Raw genomic sequence first — 17,393 nt, forward strand, 5'->3', positions numbered from 1 at the left:
AATGGTCTCCTCCTTAGTGCAACATCACCGAAAAAGTTCCCGTGCCAACGACCACGGCGACGGACATAAAAAACATGATCGCCACTGACGAGACAGTGACCAAAACTAAAATTAAACTTTTTGACATATCCTGTAGACTTTCCGCAAGGGCCTTTTCACCGAGAGGTTCAATCAAGGCTGCAGAGATCCGAAAAACGAAGATCATCGCTAGAATCTTAACTAAAGGACCTAAGCAGATGATGATAATAGCTATTAAGGCAATAATTCCAACGGCATTTTTGAGCAGTAACCCAGACGTGATCACTAATTCAACGGCGTCTTTAAAAAATTTGCCCACGACAGGAATAAGATCTGCTGAATACTTGGCGGTACGAAAAACTACACTATCCGCAACCCCTCCGGTTACCCCTTGAACAGTCATGACTCCGATAAAGACTGTCATGATAACTCCCAAGCAAAGTTTCCCTGCAAATTCGAAAAGTCCAGCGAGCTTGCTAAGTTTAAACTGTTCTGAGATATTATTGAGAAGTTTAAGGACGGCAGCGAGAAAAAATAGCGGTAAAATAGTGGTTTTGATGAGCGTAGCTAACACAGTCAGGCTACCCATAATCAGAGGTTTAAAAAGTGCAGCGCTGGTCAGATTCCCCATCGTGATTAATAAGGTTAGGATAACCGGGAAGATCGTCTGCATGAGACCGACCATTTGATCAATTGCCCCCGTAGCGACGGTCAAAGCCTCCCTAAATGAGGTAATGGCTAAACTCAAAAGCACTAAATACGTCATCACTTGAGCAGTTTTTCCCACGCTTCCACCAAACGCAACTTGAAGTTGACCTAAAACTGCCCCTAATACTGCCAAAATGAGTAGCTTGCCAATTAAGGGAGCCGTTCCTAAAACTTGATGGCCCAGGAGCGTTAATAACGTTTGTCCGATGTTTTCCGGTCGCAAACTCAGTTTTCCACTCTTAAGATCTTCAAACATGCGCACTAGAGAAAAACCTGGCATTGCCTTCTGAACATCTCCATCCAGTTGGTCCAAAAAACCTCTCATTTGACTCAGATCGACCTTTTGGGATAATTCTACCTTTCCAGCGCTTGGAGATGCCGCCTCTTCAGCATAGACCGGAGAAGTTGTCCCACTCAACAAGATGATTAATAAGACTAAACTTAGGAAGAATCTCCGCAAACACATCACCTCACGGAACGAGTCGTACCAGCGACTCTGTAATGGCTACAATAATAGGGATCGCTAAGACGATAACCCCAACCTTAGCTGCCAGCTCGATTTTGGTTGCCAACGAGTTCTCTCCAGCGTCACGGCAGATCTGAGCACCGAACTCTGCTAAATAAGCCACCCCCACAATCTTTAAAATTATCAGTAAATAATAGGAACTGATATTAGCTTGATCAGCAAGAGTTTGAAGTAAGTCAACAATAACTTTGATTTTACTTAAAATAATGATAAAGATTGAGGCTCCTGCGAGAATCGTAAGTTGCAAGGCAATTTCTGGTCGAATCTGCTTGAGAACAACACTCATAATTGTAACAATCAGGGCTAGTCCTACGATTTGCCATATCTCCACGCTTTAGCCCCCTAATAAAGGTTGAAAACACTCTTAACCAGTGTAAATAATTCCGCAATCGACTGAACTACGATATAGAGAACCACAATAACGCCCATAATTGTAACACCCTGTGCCATTTCACTGCGCCCGGATTGAGTAAGTACGGTTGCCAATATTCCGACTAGAATTCCAATTCCAGCGACGGTAATGATTAGATTGAAGCTCATCTTCCCGACTCCTCCCCTGCTTAAATCAGAATGAGCACTCCTGCGATCCCACCCAGAAAGCCTAAATAGGACCACATTTTAGCTTGTTTAACGGACCAAACATCTGCTTGTTCCTTGATCATTGTAAGTTGACGTAAGACAAGTTCTAATTGTTTATGTTGCTCGGTACGATCTGATCGACCTAAGCCCTTCCCAACATCACGAATCACTTGCCAATCTTCTGGCTTTAAACAGAAATTAGCTTTTTGAGCCAATATTGTCTCTTTCCAAGCAATACCTGCTGACTCTCCCCGCTGCAAACGATCCTGAAGTTCCTTATAAAATTCTTGCCAAGGCGTATCCGTTCGTTCCTTCACAATCCCAAAGGCCTCTGGCAAAGGGGTTGCCCCCCAAACAATTTCTGTGTCTAAAAGAGCCAAGGCCATTAAAAGCTCTCGCAATTCGGACGGTCGCCGCCTGATTCGATTAGCCAACCACAGACCAGAAGAACCACAACCGGCGATCAGGACAATACAACCGAGGATGAGCATTGCAGGATCCTCCCAGTTTTAAGATTATAAACTCCCTTAATGGTTCCTGGTCCATTCTGCCTACTCAAGACGACCAAACGTTCAAACACTCCTTGATTCAGCAAATCAGCCAGAACCGGCCTGTTTTGTGCTTCTTCTAATGAGCTGGCATGGGCCGTGCTTAGGATTTGTACTCCCGTGCGTAAAGCATCCAACAGGGCGGAGACATCGTCTGTATGACCAAGCTCATCCATGGCCATAACTTGAGGCGCCATAGAGCGAACCACCATGCTCATCCCGGAAGCTTTTGGGCACCGATCTAAAACGTCCGTACGATATCCTAAGTCGTAGGTCGGTACCCCTTGCCACATCCCAGCAAGCTCGCCTCGTTCGTCTACAACTCCAACAGTCTGTCCATTTAATCCCAAGTGAGGAACACCGTTACTAATTAAACGAATCAAATCCCGTAAGAGGGTTGTTTTACCAGCACGGGGAGGAGAAATCAAGAGTGTATGACATACTTTTCCGTCAGCACCTAAAAGTAAGGGCAAAATCTTTAAACCTCTTCCTTTCATATCTCGAGCAATACGAATATTCAAGGAAGATACATGCTTCATCGTCTGAATTTTTCCGTGTTGTAAGACTGCCTCTCCGGTTACCCCAACCCGGTTCCCTCCAGGAAGAGTCAAAAAACCCTGTTTAAGATCTTCTTCGGCAGCGTAAACCGAGCTATGGGTCATCCGTTCTAAAGTACCGACAAGATCTTCCCGATTCACCCAATAAGCCTTATCCGGACTCGTTACCCTACCTTCCTGATTAATAAAGCAGTCCTTGTCTGACGTTCGAAGCAAGAGTGGCTGACCAATCCTCAAGCGGAGCTCTTCAACCTCTTGAAAGCCTACATCGTTTATCTTGCTTAAAATCGAACGAATCCCCTCACTAAACCATCTAGAGATATCCAGCCATAACACCGCACTTTGATTCGGCTCAGAATAGCTCTCCTTCGCTTGAGGAGTCAAAGACTTAGCTAACATAGCAGGCTTATTGTGCATCAGTTTCGGTGCTTGAACGACAGATAGTTTGTAATGTAGCGACACCTTATTGCCCCCCTTGATAGAAGGTATGTCCAGCTTTCTAATTTTAGACATCGTTCGGAAAAAAAGTGAAGGAAGAGGCTTAGCACCTTCGCACATCCTACGCCGGTGGGTATTCCTTTAGGGATCACGGCTTCGGCGATACTCTCCACCGGAGACTATCGTGATCCATTGCTATTCGCTTGTCGCTCAGGCTAAACCGCAAAACTTCTGGGCTTTCTGCATGTGAACAGTTGCGGTTCTTAACGCCTGATCGACTGCGCTCATTGACGCAATTCCACTAATCGTGCTCTCTAAGCTAAGAAACTTCCTCTGGCTTGGGTCGACGGGGTTAGAACCGTGCAAGTCGTGCAAATCAGACATGCAAGTCAGTACAGTTAGGGACGGTTCTCGAGTTGCACTTGCACTGCTTGTACTCGACCCCCGCTTCACTTGAGCCCACTTCATCTAAACATCGCATGCGAACACGATAGTCTGAATGTTAAAAGCCGGGTAACACACTACAGAGCATGCACCCAGCCTCAAAAGGGACCACTATTAATTTATCAAAGTTCAGCTTTGAGCTGAACACATTTACTTCTTCGGTTGTACGAACAACTTTTCAACATCTTGCGACGAAACCGCCTTACTATAGAGGTAACCTTGCATTTCATCGCACAATTTATCCTTGAGAAAGGACCGTTGGGTATTTGTCTCTACTCCTTCGGCAATAACTTTTAAGTTAAGGTTTTTAGCGAGCTGAATAATAGCTGCTACTACTTCCTCTCCATTTTCGCCCGAACTGATATCTTGAATAAAGCATTGATCAATTTTCAGGGTGTCTATCGGCATGCGCCGTAAGTAATTCAGTGAAGAGAAACCAGTTCCGAAATCATCAATGGAAATCCGTACTCCTAACTCTTTAAAGCCGTTCAACATTTCAAGAGATGTTTGACCATTTTCCATAGCAATACTCTCTGTGATCTCCAATTCCAGCCACCGGGGTTCTAATCCGGTTTTTTGAAGAATTCTGTCCACTATCTTAATAAAATCCGGTTCTCTAAATTGCCGAGCTGAAATGTTAACGGCTATGCGCAAAGGCGGGTAGCTTTGTTCTTGCCAACTCTTATTCTGTGCACAGGCGGTCCATAAAACCCATTCTCCTATCGGCACAATCAACCCCGTTTCCTCTGCTATAGGAATAAAGGCGGCAGGGGAAACCATTCCCAGTTCGACAGAATTCCAGCGAATGAGGGCTTCCAGGCCTACAATCGAGCCACTTTCAAAATCAACTTGGGGCTGATAATGCAGGACAAACTCGCCACGCACTAAGGCCTTACGCAGACTGTTCTCTGTCGCAAGTCGTTGATTGGCCTTTATATTAAGTCCTGAAGTGAAAAACTGACAATTATTTCGACCCTTTTCCTTGGCATAATACATTGCTGTATCCGCCTGTTTCACTAAAGTTTCTAAATCAGTGCCATCATTTGGATAAAGACTGATTCCAATACTCGTACTCACGTAGACTTCATTGCCATCTAGGATAATCGGTTGAGCAAAAACTCCTAAAATTCGTTCAGATACGGTGACTACCTCATGGTCATCCATTATCTCCGGAAGTAAGACTAAAAATTCATCTCCGCCCTGTCTTGCGATTGTATCCCCTTCGCGCAACGATCGACGAACGCGTTCTGCTACGTGATATAGAAGTCGATCACCCAGGTTGTGGCCCATCGTATCATTAATCAGTTTGAAGCGATCTAAATCCAAAAACATAACCGCTAACTTACCCTGTTTACGCTTTGCTCGTGCTAATGCTTGCTTTAAATGTTCATTGAAAAGGTAGCGGTTGGGGAGTCCAGTTAGAGCATCATGTTGTGCTTGATGGGCCAACTCTTTAATAAGATTTCGTTTATAACTGACATCATGAAACACTAAAACTGCCCCTATAATCGTTTCACTACGGTCTCGAATGGGTGCAGCTGAATCTTCAATCGCAATTCTCGATCCCGCTTTATTGATTAAGACGATATGGTTTGCCAAGCCGACAACCTTTCCTTCTTGAAGACATCGGATAATTGGACTTTCAACCTTCTTACCCGTTTCTTCATTGACAATCTGAAAAACTTGCTCTAAGGAGAGGCCTACTGCTTCAGCATTCGTCCAACCAGTTAAAGCCTCAGCGACCGGATTGAGGTACTCAACGTTCGCCTGTACATCGGTCGTGATCACCGCATCCCCAATGGACTCTAACGTGACTTGGGCTCGTTCCTTCGCCAGCCAAACCTCGGTTTCTACATCTTTACGTTTTGTAATATCGCGAATGAGACTAACAATAATTGGTTTCCCGTTGATCGTTGCACCCTTAGCACTGATATCGATTGGAAAGACACTGCCATCTTTACAAACGTGTTTGAGTTCAAACTGTATCCCCTTGGGAGCCTTTTCTAAAAAGGTGGACACTGATAATTGGTCCTCTGGCAAACGCAACTGATGAACAGGCATGTTCGTTAATTCCTCACGGGTATAACCATAACGTTGCACCGCTGCCTCGTTGGCATCGATAATCTGTCCATCCGGGCGGATAAATAATATTAAATCAAGAACATGCTCCGCCAAAAGCTGATAGCGCTCTAAATGTTCTCGATCTTTTTTTAAAACTTTTTCATTTTTTTGAAGGGAGGTGAATCCCCATTGAATAAGGGCATAGAGAAGCACTGACGTCACTGTAACATAGAGCCAGCCCTTTACGGTTGACAAATAAAGCAGCACGCTATGATCCGACACGATCAGGCCTAATAGATGATCTGAGAAGAGAATCCAGAGCCCACCAGTCAGCGCGTATAGCATAGTTATACGCAAAGGAGTGACCTGGTTCCATTTCCATTTTCTACCGAATTTCATTTTCAGGCCTCCTTCCTAGTGGCTGTATTCTCCAATTTTAATCAATATTCCTGCAAATCAAACTTTAGTTCTGCAAAAAAACCATTTAACGGCTGATTGTACATCCTGACTTCAGGAATAGCTCCTGAAACGATGTAGAGCGCTTCGGTCGTTTTATAACAGACCACAGCGCTCCAACCTAAAATTTGTAATATGATCTAATGATGTAGTAGCACAGGTAAGATCATGGGTCGTCTCCGGGTCTTATCCCATAAGTATTTGCTTAGACTGTCACGGATATTGGATTTTAGAGGGCCCCATTCCATTTGCTCCTTCTGGATCTGGTTTTCTAAGGTAGCTTCCACCACTTTTCTAGCCCCATCTACCAATATCTCTGCTTCCTTCATAAACGTAAATCCTCGAGAGATAATATCCGGTCCAGACAAAATTCTGTATGGCTTTCCTTTCGAAAGTGCAGCTACCACTACAACCACACCGTCTTGCGCCAATTGTTGACGATCTTTCAAAACAATCTGCCCTACATCCCCTACACCCAGTCCATCAATGTAAATACTTCCGGCTTCCACTCGTTCTCCGAATTCCATGCGATCCGGGGATATCTCAACACGTGAGCCCAGTTGAGTTAAAGCAATGTCTGGATCCGAGTAACCAAGCGAATGTCCGATCCTTTTCAGAGCAACTTGATGACGAACTTCTCCGTGATGTGGAATAAGAAAACGCGGGTTGGTAAGGCGTATCACAAGCTTAATCTCTTCTTGATTGGCGTGTCCGGATACATGTACTTGCCCCATTTCTTTGGTTACAACTTCCGCACCTATCTGATAAAGATGATTAATCGTCTTTCCCACAAGCTTCTCGTTTCCAGGTATTGGGGTTGCCGCGATAATGACCATATCCCCGGCGAGAACGTTAATCTGACGATGACTTCGAGTGGCCATCCGTGTCAAAGCAGCTAGTGGCTCACCTTGACTCCCAGTGGTCAGAACCAACAATTGTGTAGAAGGTGTGTTTCCTACTTCTGTACTGTCAATAATGATATCCTCTTTGGGCAGTTTTAAGTAGCCTAACTCCAGTGCAGTGCGCACCACGTTCTCCATGCTTCTTCCGACGACACAAACCTTTCTACCAACCTCAGAAGCACCATCGATCGCTTGCTGGATTCGATGTACATTAGAAGCAAACGATGCCATAATGATTTTTCCTTTAGCCCGTTCGAAATTGTCTCGCAAAGCTTTCCCGACTGCCCCTTCTGACATGGTAACCCCTGGCCGTTCAGCATTTGTGGAGTCGCAAATTAAGGCTAAGATTCCTTCCTCACCCCAAGCTGCCAGTTTTCTCAAATCCATGTTCTGACCATCAATGGGGGTATAGTCGACCTTAAAGTCCCCTGTATAGACTACGCGTCCAACCGGAGAAAGCAGAGAATATCCGACAGCATCCGGAATACTATGTGTAACTCGAAATGCCTCTACTTCAAAAGCCCCTGCCTGTATACGTTCACCAGGTTCTAACATGTGCACTAAAGATTCAGGATAAGCAGTTCGCTCCTGAAACTTCGCTCGAACCAATCCCAAGGCCAATTTTGTACCATAAATAGGAATATTCAATTTTGGTAAAATGAATGGGAGTCCACCGATATGATCCTCATGCCCATGTGTAATGAAGAGCCCTTTAATTCGCTCGCGGTTTTTCTCCAAATAGGCGATGTCAGGAATCACCAAATCGATACCCAGTAGTTCTTCGTCTGGGAACTTTACCCCACCATCAATGATTACAATTGAATCTTCATATTCAAAAACCAGCAAATTTTTTCCGATTTCTCCAGTTCCCCCAAGCGGAATCACGCTAAGCTTTGAAGTCTGTTGAGATAACAAAATAACACCTCCTATGGTCGCAATTAAAATTAAGTTTGCCCCATAAGAGATGTTTTCATGTTATTTAGGATATTACTTAAAATCTGCTATTTCCAGCTTCTGACCTCTGAACTCTGACTTTACTGGGCCCGTTGAACATAGCTTCCTGTCCGAGTATCAATGATCAGCATATCTCCTTCATTGACAAAGAAAGGCACCTGCACGACTGCACCCGTTTCTAAGGTTGCAGGCTTTGTCCCACCGGTAGCCGTATCCCCTTTCACGCCGGGTTCTGTTGCTGTAACAGCCAGATGAACGGTATTAGGCACATCCACTCCAATAACCTCTATATCATAGAAAAGCACACCTAAGGTCATGTTTTCTTTCAGCCATTTCACACCGTCTCCAATTTGCCCCTGAGTCAAAGAGGTCTGCTCGTAGGTTTCCTTATCCATGACCACGTAATGTTCTCCATCTTTATAGAGATAGTCCATTTCACGACGCTCCACATGGGCCTTTTCCACTTTTTCTCCGGCATTGAACCTACGCTCAACGACTCCACCCGTCTTCACATTTTTCAATTTTGTTCGAACAAAAGCGGCTCCTTTACCGGGTTTAACATGTTGAAACTCAACCACTGAGAAAACATCACCGTCTAATTGAATGGTTAGACCTGTCTTAAAATCATTCGTTGAAATCATAACTACCACTTTCCCCCTAAAATCCTTTTATTTAGTTTGTCCGTTTCTAAAGCTATATACTAAGAAATTCTAAAACGTCACTTTATGATTATGAAATCTTTTGGTGCCTGGGTCAATACTTCGCAACCATTTTCGGTCACCAAAACCATATCCTCAATTCGAACGCCACCCCAATCCGGGATATAAATACCCGGTTCCACGGTAACGACCATGCCCGGTTCAAGCACACGATCTTCCCGCTTATTAAGATTTGGTCCCTCATGGATCGCCAGACCTACGGAATGTCCTAGTCCATGTCCAAAGTATTCACCATAACCTGTTTCTTCAATTAGTTTACGGGCTACCGCATCCACTTCTTTGCCAGTTCTTCCCGGGGCAACTGCTTCAATTCCTGCTCTCTGCGCAGCTAGGACAATTTCATACACTTCGCGCTGCTTGTCCTCTGGTTCGCCTAAAAAAACCGTCCGCGTGATATCTGAGCAATAACCCTGATAGATTGCACCGAAGTCCATCGTCAGAAACTCCCCTGATTGAACGATCTTTGAGCTGGCCGTTCCATGAGGCAACGCAGAACGCACACCAGAGGCTACAATAAAATCAAAAGAACCTCCACTTGCTCCGGCATGTCTCATGGAAAAGTCCAAGTTTAAACCAATCTCTTCTTCTGTTTGCCCGATTTTGATCGTCTTTAACACATCGGCAAAAGCAAGATCTGCGATTTTTACTGCTTCACGAATTAGCTTGAGCTCTGAATCATCTTTCACCGAACGCAAATATCCGATAAGGTTGGGCAGAGACAAAAGTTCCGCTTGGGATAAAGCAGCTTGCAGTTTTCCGTGGTCCACGTAAGTGACATAGTCTCCTTCAAAACCCACTTGCTGGACATGTTCCCCGATTTCTGCTAAAGAAGCAAAGTGGTCCTGACCCGCATCAATGATTTCAAAATCTGGAGACTGGGCCTTTGCTTGTGCTATGTAACGAAAATCAGTTAATAAAAGAGCTTTTTCTGAGGTGATATACAGAGTTGCTTCTCCACCTGTAAACCCGCTCAGATATCGTCCATTTTCCGGACGAATAACAATATAAGCATCAATTCTTTCCTCATGCATGCGTTGACGCATTCGTTCGATGCGATTGATGATGTATCCCCCCTATCGTTGTACGTAGTACATGGTGCGTGGTTTGAATATCGAATTCATGCCTTTGCCTTACGGCCTTGGTAGTCGACAGCATAACGCATCGCTAATACATAACCGTCTGCCCCCAGACCTGATACTTGTCCTATACAGACCGGTGCGATAAGAGAATTGGTGCGAAATGCTTCACGGGCATGGATGTTTGAAAGATGGACTTCTACCGTCGGAACTTTCACAGCACTAATAGCGTCCCTGATCGCGTAACTTGTATGTGTCCAAGCCCCAGGATTTAAAATTAAGAAGTCGTCAGGTGATAACCCTTGAATCCAATCCAAGAGCTCCCCTTCGTGATTAGTTTGCCGACATTCAGCCTTCATTCCTGCTAGATTCGCAGTCTCTAACGCTTCTTTATTGATCTCTGCCAAGGTGCGCGATCCATAATGTTCCGGTTCACGTAGACCTAATAAATTTATATTAGGACCATGAAATACCCATATACTTGCCAATTTATCACTTCCTTAACTACCTTGAAATTTTAACACAATTTTGTACTATAGCATAGTATTTTCAGCTGAAGGAATTCTTATCTGAAATTTCAATATATAAAACTACTTATTGAAATTAGCTACAAGTGGTAAATCACAATTAAGAAAGAGCCTTCATAATCAAAAAAGCTCTTCCTCATTTGAACGTTCTATTTATAACTCCGATAGTCAGATACATTAATTAAAGGGGAAGGACATGCGCCATCGCGGTTGATTTTTGCCCTGCATAAGTCCTTGAGAGGGTTGCGTCGCAGTTTGCGCACTCAGATCATAGGGAGGGGTTGCACCAAATTGTAACTGTGGAGACTCGTTCTCACCTTGGACCGTCTTTTGAGTTGGAGACTGGGCTTGAGCTTGAGGCTGTGCCTGGATTTGCGGTTGAGCTTGAGTCTGACCATCTGGCGATACAACTAGTTTGCCCTGTTCCGCGCGGTCTCCGTTACCGCTCACTAATCGAGGGGAGAGTACAACATCCAGATTACTTAACATAATTTGTACATCAGTCGGCCCACATTCCCCTGCGGGTTGGATTTTACGGATCTCGGTTCTAGGGAGAATAAAGTGAATTTCATGAGGGACTCTTGGTTCACCAATCCGTCGTAACCGAACACGAACTCCCTCGACTTCCATTTCGACTTCATCTAGATAATCCCCAACAAACCCTTGTCCCTGATCTTTACGTATATCTGCAAATTGCTCTTGCCCTTGGAGAGCGCTTTTAAATTCGGGAAGAACAATCTTTTGCCCTATTTGAAGTTTCATGGGATCAACGCTGGGATTGACCAAAAGGAAGTCTTCACAAGTTCCTCCCCAACGCTGAGCAAGGTCATGAAAATTATCACCAGGTTGAATACAATACTCCTTACCACCCATTACATATCCCCTCCTCTCCTTAGATTATGGAAGAACGGGAATGTCCTGTTACCCAAATTTATCATAACCAGCCATCATTTACTTGATCACTCTTAAGAGGGTTGGTTTAAGCCATCATATGGCCCGGTTAAGGACGCTTAAGCCACTGGCGAAGATGCGGATAACCCTCTTAATCACTGAGGTGTTTTGAAGTCAGGCTTATTTTGCTGACGTAGATAAATCTGGAGAAGCACCTCTCCACCTTGGGATGCTAAAACGACTTCCTTAACATGAATGCCGGCCTCCTGCACTTCCTCAAGCGCTTTGAGAGACGATACTATTCCATTCCATTGGCCATGTAGATTCAAACGAACTAGAGCATAATCCAAACTTGCTACTTTTCCCGTTTCTTGTTTCTCCCCAAACCGTTCAACATTGAAGGCAGCCACGTCTATACCCTCCTTTTCAAAGGTACTACGACACCTCTCGATCATATCGGGTAACTGATCAAGGGTTGGAATGACGGACAGCTTTAAGTTCGGTTGTGTGTGTTTCATCTCAGAGCTCATCAGTAACCAATAGTCTTTTTCCTTTTGTAAGGATTGATACTTTATATATGCCGGTTGCCAGAGAAGAAGAAACGCCAGGACTATACAGGCAATTAAACCCGCTGCAATTCCTTTTATACCGCGCAGCGAAAGAGGTAATAGGGAAATTTTCAAAGAATCCAGGATAGTTTTGTCCCTTATCTCACTTGAGAAGAAAGCCAAATATATCCACTCCTTCCTTGATAAGTCCACCCTATTCCTTGCTAGTTCACTTGATTAGCTTCACTCGCCTTCACAGGTTGCCTGCCAATTCTTCGATGTCTAGCACTCATAGAGAATTCGACATTGTTAAGGGTTGTCAATTTGTAACTCGTCAAAGCGGGTTGTTCCCACCCCTTGGTCCGCAGCGTATGGATTAGCGTTTGAACACTGCTGGCATCTTCAGCTATTCCGCTTAAAGACATGCTGCCTTGCTTATACACCACCTGTTCTATCCTCAGCCCGTTCCCCGACAAGGCCTGCACTTCGGCTAATGCTTCTCCAACCTTTTCGGTACGAATCAGTGCCCCCTTCCAAGCTGTTTCAAGGGCTTGCTCATATTTGGCCTGCCCCTCAATCTCAACGCCTTGAGGTGAAAGTACTTGTACCTCTTGTTGTAAAGACATCGTTATTCGCTGGAGTGAAAAGCATAAGATTATTCCCATCACTAAAAGCGACCCGAGGAAAGATGCCAGCCCAAGGTACCTCCGCCTAATCTTTTCCGCCCGGGCTGGTTGGTACCAAAGGTTGAGCACAGGATCATGCGCCAAGATCCTCTGTGCATACCCTACCACTACCTCGCTCCGACCCACATGTGCCTTAAGAATCTCCTGCCAGGAATCTGGAACACATTTTAAAGTGGCTTGGTCACCTGTTGAAACATGACTTGACGCTAGTAACCTCTGTGCCAGCTTCTCTGTAACTGAATCACCACTCCAAACTAAGCGTTTCAAGTTTAGATCTGCCTGTTGTGTTTTATAATATAAAAGAAAGCGTTGGATCTCTTTTACCCCTTCTTCGATCTGCTCGCTTTCGCAACAATCACAACCGTCAATCGAAGGCAGAGGAGGCAATATTCGCACACTTTCCGGAACCTCTCCACGAAATAAAGCTACTTGAAAACAGCCAGCTTCCCCTTGTAGATAAAGAACATCCTCGTTAGGATCAAACCCAAGTGTTTGCCCTAAGACAGAGAACGAGAAATCAACACCTTTTACTTTAAACCCCGCTTTTTCAAAGATAAATACATACCCTTCGAGTATACTCTGACGAGTTGCGCCCAGTAAAACGCGTAAACTTTTGGGCTTTTCTTCGGAAATAATTAGGAAATCATACAGCAAATCCGATCTAGCAATCGAAATTTCTTCATCGACTAACAGAGCCAAAGCCGAAGTTCTGTCGCGTTTTGGGAGCCACGGTAACGGATAAGCCCGAATAAAGCCTTGTTGCAGTGAAATCGTTAAATAGGCATTTGGCCTGCTCTTAGGGAGTTGTGAGCGATACCTTGACAAAAGATCAATTAATAGACCTTCATTCCTTACATTGCCCTGTTCGATAATACCAGTCGGTATTGGAATGCGGTCAAATTTGACTAATCTTGATCTATTTTTTGGCTTGATAACTGAGGAAAAAATGGGAACAGAAAACCAAAGCGCCCGGATTTCTCCATCAGTCAATTCGAAGACTACCGTACCATTTCGCATCGAATTATATCCACGCCCAATACCATTCAAAGATTTGGATTCCCCATAATAAGGTAAGTATCGCCCCCAACGCCAAGTAGGGTCCAAAGGGGATCTGTTGACCAAGGCTTTTTTTGCCCGTACGGAGAAGGAAGATTCCCACTACTGCGCCGACAAAACTTCCTACAAAAATAGAGATGAAGATAGCAGGGAACCCCAAAAATGCGCCCATTGCCGCAACCAACTTTACATCCCCCAGACCCATTCCTTGCGGGTAAACTCGGGCGATAATCCAGAATACTCCTCCCGCACCCAAGGCACTAAGCACACTTTCCCATCCACTAGGATTCCCTGGGATGAGAAAAGCTCCTATAAGTCCTATTCCCAAGAGAGGAAGGGTAAGCACATCTGGCAAACGGAATGTATCAAGGTCAATAAAAGATAATGCCACAAGCGTTGCTACAAAAGAAAGGTTCAAGAGTATTCGTGCAGGGTGCATCCCAGAATCGAAGCTCAATAAAGTAGTAAGAAAGAAGAGAATCCCTGTCAGAGCTTCAACTGCTGGATAACGCCATGAGATCCGAGCCTCGCAGTTACTACACTGTCCTTTTTGGATTAGAAAGCTAACTATAGGAATGAGTTCCCAAGCTCGTAAGGAGTGTCCACAAGTATAGCAATATGAACCAGGCGAAACAATGGACTCCCCACGTGGGACACGACAAATGACCACATTCAAAAAACTCCCGATCAAGATTCCAAAAAATCCGCTAATTATACTTATTAGGTACAATGGTCTTTCCCCTTTCAGTACTCTCCTGCACTACAAATGTTAGACATGATTTTTCTGCTTAGAGTTTTTTTGCTAATTTGCGGACGTCCACAGAAAATCCTTGAGACCTTCATCATACACTCGAACTTCCGCTCCCAAACCATCTCCAAATAAATAAATCATGATCGTATTGGTCTTCGTGTCTGGAATAGTAAATTTCGTGGGATCTGTAGCATCTGCCACAATATTAACCACTCCAAATCCTTTGTTTCCCTCAGCGACGATTTGCTGGGTCGTTGATTTGTCCAATTTACTAATATATTTAGGTATGAGACTTGAACTTGTCACCGTACCTTCAGAGGCTGTCAACTCTGTATTTTTAGGATAGGTTCCCTTTTCCATCTGATAACGATCAAGGGCGGCTTTTACCTCGTGTGCAGTTGCGATGTCCGCTTTTCGCCGTGCGTTTGTTGTGCTTGATGTCAATTTAGGAATTACGATAGCACCCAAGACACCTAGTATAATAATCACTGCCATGACCTCAATGAGCGTAAACCCGTTCTTTTCCTTGAGATGATTCATCTCAATTCTCCTTTCCTTTCCTCATATTCTTTAACCTCTCTGTTTTTTAGCCATTCTTGGCCTGAAGCCATAAGTTCTCCACTAGATCACTTTCAAAATACCCTAATTCTATTAGTGGATGTTCCGCTTTAGTCCAAACCGTTCATTCTAGATGTGAACTAAGATCAAAAATAGGAATCATTACCCCGCTGGCAACTAGGCCGATTAGCCCTGCTAAAGCAAGAATAAGTGTTGGCTCGATCATACGCAGTAATCGCACAAGCTGATCCTCGAGTTCTCGACGAAACAGTTCGGTAACATAGTTTAACATTCGATCCAATTGTCCGGTTTCCTCAGCAATCGCGATCATTTCTGCCCCCTCTTTGGGAAAGATGCGACTCGAGCGGAGTAGGGGAGCCATAGGTTTTCCCTGCCGAACAGATAGCACAAGCTGGTTTGTCAACTCTAGCATCACAGGACTGCGTAGCGTTCCTGCCGTTAAACGCAACGCTTCTAGTAAAGGGATTCCGACCGCTATTAAACGACCCAACATCCGACTAAATTGAACCAAATCGCGGAGACGATAAACCCTTCCGATGATGGGTACCCGTCCCAGTAAATGCTCTAAGCGTAACTTCCAATCATAAGTTCTTGAAACTCTGACAATTATCATAAGAATTGTGACCAATCCCAGCATACCCCATAAAAAGGCTGGAAGTGCTCGACCACTGGCAAAAATGACTTTAGTCACAATCGGTAATTCTGTACTGCCCATACTCAGAAAGAGTTTTTCATACATAGGGAGCACCCAGACAGAGAGAACGTATAGCACGACCACTACCCCTGAAGACAGAAGTAGGGGATAGGCAAGTGCTGCTTTGATTTTTTTATGTAATTCATGTTCCTGTTCTAATTCTTCAGCCACTTCACTTAGAACTTTCCCTAACGTCCCTGTGTATTCCCCAGCTTTAATCATCGAAAGCACAAATGAGTTGGGACATGGATTTAAAAGGGCTAAGGCCTCTGATAAATCACTTCCTGATTCCACTCGATCTTTAACCCTTTTCCATAATTCTTGCTCCAAGGATAACTTTTCCCCGTGGAAAGTCATGATCTCCAAGGCTTGAAGCAACGGGATCCCAGCCTCCAGCAGCGTCCCAAGTCGGCGAACGAAGGGACTCCATTGGATGCCACCGAAGGGCAACAGAGGCATTTTCCAAATCTTTTTAGCTCGAACCCAGACTGGAAAGTATCCTTCTTTCCTTAAGCGAGCTTGAACTTCAGTTATTCCAGCCCCTTCCCAAACTCCGCGCTTAAGAATTCCATTCAAATCAACCGCTTTCCAGACAAAACGCTGCTGCTTCATCTTCTCAGACTATCAGGACTCTGCAGTTTCCCCTGGGCGACCTCAGCTGAGATCAGACCCTTTTGAACTAAGTCAAGTATAGCTTTATCCATGGTCTGCATGCCAAGCTTAACATTGGTTTGAATGACTGTCGGCAGTTGATGAGTTTTACCCTCACGAATAAGACTGCGAACTGCTGGGGTTGCCAACATGACCTCTATGGCGGCCACGCGCCCTTTTTTATCTGCCCTAGGGAATAATTGTTGAGACATTATCCCTTGTAAAACGGCTGCCAGCTGCACTCGAATTTGTTGTTGTTGATGAGGTGGAAAAACATCGATCATCCGATCCACTGATTGGGTCGCATCATTTGTGTGAAGCGTGCTAAAAACTAAGTGTCCTGTTTCAGCCGCTGTAACAGCCGTGGCAATGGTTTCTAAGTCTCGCATCTCTCCGACTAAAATAACATCGGGATCTTGCCGCAAGACCGCGCGTAAGGCATTGGTAAATGACATGGTATCATTACCAACTTCTCGTTGATTGACCAAACTTAAATTATGTCGGTGCAAATATTCAATAGGGTCTTCAATCGTGACAATGTGACAAGACCGCGTACGATTAATATAGTCCACTAATGAAGCAAGAGTCGTCGATTTTCCACTTCCGGTTGGCCCGGTCACTAGCACCAACCCTTTGTGTAAGCGTGCTAACTCGATACTTACAGCTGGCAAACCCAAACTCTCAGGACTAGGAATAACAAAGGGTATCAAGCGAATGACTACGCCAATCGAGCCTCGCTGGCGAAAAACATTAACCCGATATCGTCCGATTCCCGGCAAACTGTAGGATAAATCGAGTTCACCGGATTCGGCAAACCGTTTGGCTTGTGTCTCATTCATCAGGGAAAGGGCGAAGGTTTCTAAATCAGATTGGGACAGTTTATCCGCTTGAAGTTGAACCATGGAACCGTCAATACGCAAGACGGGCGGACTCTCTACAGTTAAGTGAATATCCGAGGATTTTCTTTCCCCAGCTATGATTAATAATTCTTTAAGTGTTAGCAAGTGTTTTAACTTCCCCTCTT

At 44.6% G+C, this 17,393-nt stretch carries 19 protein-coding genes; all 19 read right to left on the reverse strand.

Annotated features, from left to right (window positions below):
- Window positions 1-13: 13 nt before the first annotated feature.
- The gene (gene spoIIIAE / locus JL57_RS30795; protein ID WP_034145689.1) at window positions 14-1,186 is read right to left on the reverse strand and encodes a stage III sporulation protein AE; all 1,173 of its coding nucleotides are present in this window, start codon (window positions 1,184-1,186) and stop codon (window positions 14-16) included.
- Between the two features lie 10 nt (window positions 1,187-1,196).
- Entirely contained in the window at window positions 1,197-1,583 is a 387-nt protein-coding gene (gene spoIIIAD, locus JL57_RS30800) for a stage III sporulation protein AD (RefSeq protein WP_034145690.1), read from the reverse strand.
- 11 nt (window positions 1,584-1,594) lie between these two features.
- Entirely contained in the window at window positions 1,595-1,792 is a 198-nt protein-coding gene (gene spoIIIAC / locus JL57_RS30805) for a stage III sporulation protein AC (RefSeq protein WP_034145691.1), read from the reverse strand.
- A gap of 20 nt (window positions 1,793-1,812) precedes the next feature.
- The gene (locus JL57_RS30810) at window positions 1,813-2,322 is read right to left on the reverse strand and encodes a stage III sporulation protein AB (protein WP_034145692.1); all 510 of its coding nucleotides are present in this window, start codon (window positions 2,320-2,322) and stop codon (window positions 1,813-1,815) included.
- A complete protein-coding gene (spoIIIAA, locus tag JL57_RS30815) occupies window positions 2,295-3,398 on the reverse strand; it encodes a stage III sporulation protein AA (RefSeq protein WP_034145693.1) in 1,104 nt (367 codons plus the stop codon). Before spoIIIAA ends, JL57_RS30810 begins: the two co-directional genes overlap by 28 nt.
- A 186-nt stretch (window positions 3,399-3,584) precedes the next feature.
- A complete protein-coding gene (locus tag JL57_RS36000) occupies window positions 3,585-3,827 on the reverse strand; it encodes a hypothetical protein (protein ID WP_291300796.1) in 243 nt (80 codons plus the stop codon).
- A 141-nt stretch (window positions 3,828-3,968) separates the two neighbouring features.
- Window positions 3,969-6,278: a bifunctional diguanylate cyclase/phosphodiesterase gene (locus JL57_RS30820; protein ID WP_034145694.1), complete on the reverse strand. Its 2,310-nt coding sequence runs from the start codon at window positions 6,276-6,278 to the stop codon at window positions 3,969-3,971.
- Window positions 6,279-6,319: 41 nt separating this feature from the next.
- A complete protein-coding gene (locus JL57_RS36005) occupies window positions 6,320-6,445 on the reverse strand; it encodes a hypothetical protein (protein ID WP_291300797.1) in 126 nt (41 codons plus the stop codon).
- A gap of 30 nt (window positions 6,446-6,475) precedes the next feature.
- Window positions 6,476-8,152, reverse strand: coding sequence for a ribonuclease J (locus tag JL57_RS30825; protein ID WP_034145695.1), 1,677 nt, complete (start codon window positions 8,150-8,152; stop codon window positions 6,476-6,478).
- Window positions 8,153-8,271: 119 nt separating this feature from the next.
- A complete protein-coding gene (efp, locus tag JL57_RS30830) occupies window positions 8,272-8,832 on the reverse strand; it encodes an elongation factor P (protein ID WP_034145696.1) in 561 nt (186 codons plus the stop codon).
- Window positions 8,833-8,909: 77 nt separating this feature from the next.
- Entirely contained in the window at window positions 8,910-9,971 is a 1,062-nt protein-coding gene (locus JL57_RS30835) for a Xaa-Pro peptidase family protein (protein ID WP_291300802.1), read from the reverse strand.
- Between the two features lie 56 nt (window positions 9,972-10,027).
- A complete protein-coding gene (aroQ, locus tag JL57_RS30840; protein WP_034145698.1) occupies window positions 10,028-10,474 on the reverse strand; it encodes a type II 3-dehydroquinate dehydratase in 447 nt (148 codons plus the stop codon).
- A 216-nt stretch (window positions 10,475-10,690) separates the two neighbouring features.
- Complete coding sequence (locus JL57_RS36010; protein ID WP_291300798.1) at window positions 10,691-11,386, reverse strand: LysM domain-containing protein; 696 nt, start codon at window positions 11,384-11,386, stop codon at window positions 10,691-10,693.
- Between the two features lie 173 nt (window positions 11,387-11,559).
- Window positions 11,560-12,135, reverse strand: coding sequence for a hypothetical protein (locus JL57_RS30850; protein WP_045691100.1), 576 nt, complete (start codon window positions 12,133-12,135; stop codon window positions 11,560-11,562).
- Window positions 12,136-12,176: 41 nt separating this feature from the next.
- Window positions 12,177-13,655: a competence protein ComA gene (locus tag JL57_RS30855; RefSeq protein ID WP_034145728.1), complete on the reverse strand. Its 1,479-nt coding sequence runs from the start codon at window positions 13,653-13,655 to the stop codon at window positions 12,177-12,179.
- 4 nt (window positions 13,656-13,659) lie between these two features.
- Window positions 13,660-14,424, reverse strand: a complete 765-nt coding sequence (locus JL57_RS30860) for an A24 family peptidase (RefSeq protein ID WP_034145699.1) — start codon at window positions 14,422-14,424, stop codon at window positions 13,660-13,662.
- Window positions 14,425-14,496: 72 nt separating this feature from the next.
- On the reverse strand, window positions 14,497-14,985 hold the full coding sequence (locus JL57_RS30865) for a type II secretion system protein (protein ID WP_034145700.1): 489 nt from the start codon (window positions 14,983-14,985) through the stop codon (window positions 14,497-14,499).
- A gap of 142 nt (window positions 14,986-15,127) precedes the next feature.
- A complete protein-coding gene (locus JL57_RS30870) occupies window positions 15,128-16,330 on the reverse strand; it encodes a type II secretion system F family protein (protein WP_034145701.1) in 1,203 nt (400 codons plus the stop codon).
- Entirely contained in the window at window positions 16,327-17,373 is a 1,047-nt protein-coding gene (locus JL57_RS30875) for a type IV pilus twitching motility protein PilT (RefSeq protein ID WP_034145702.1), read from the reverse strand. Before JL57_RS30875 ends, JL57_RS30870 begins: the two co-directional genes overlap by 4 nt.
- Window positions 17,374-17,393: the final 20 nt, after the last annotated feature.

This window comes from Desulfosporosinus sp. BICA1-9, from assembly GCF_000802135.1.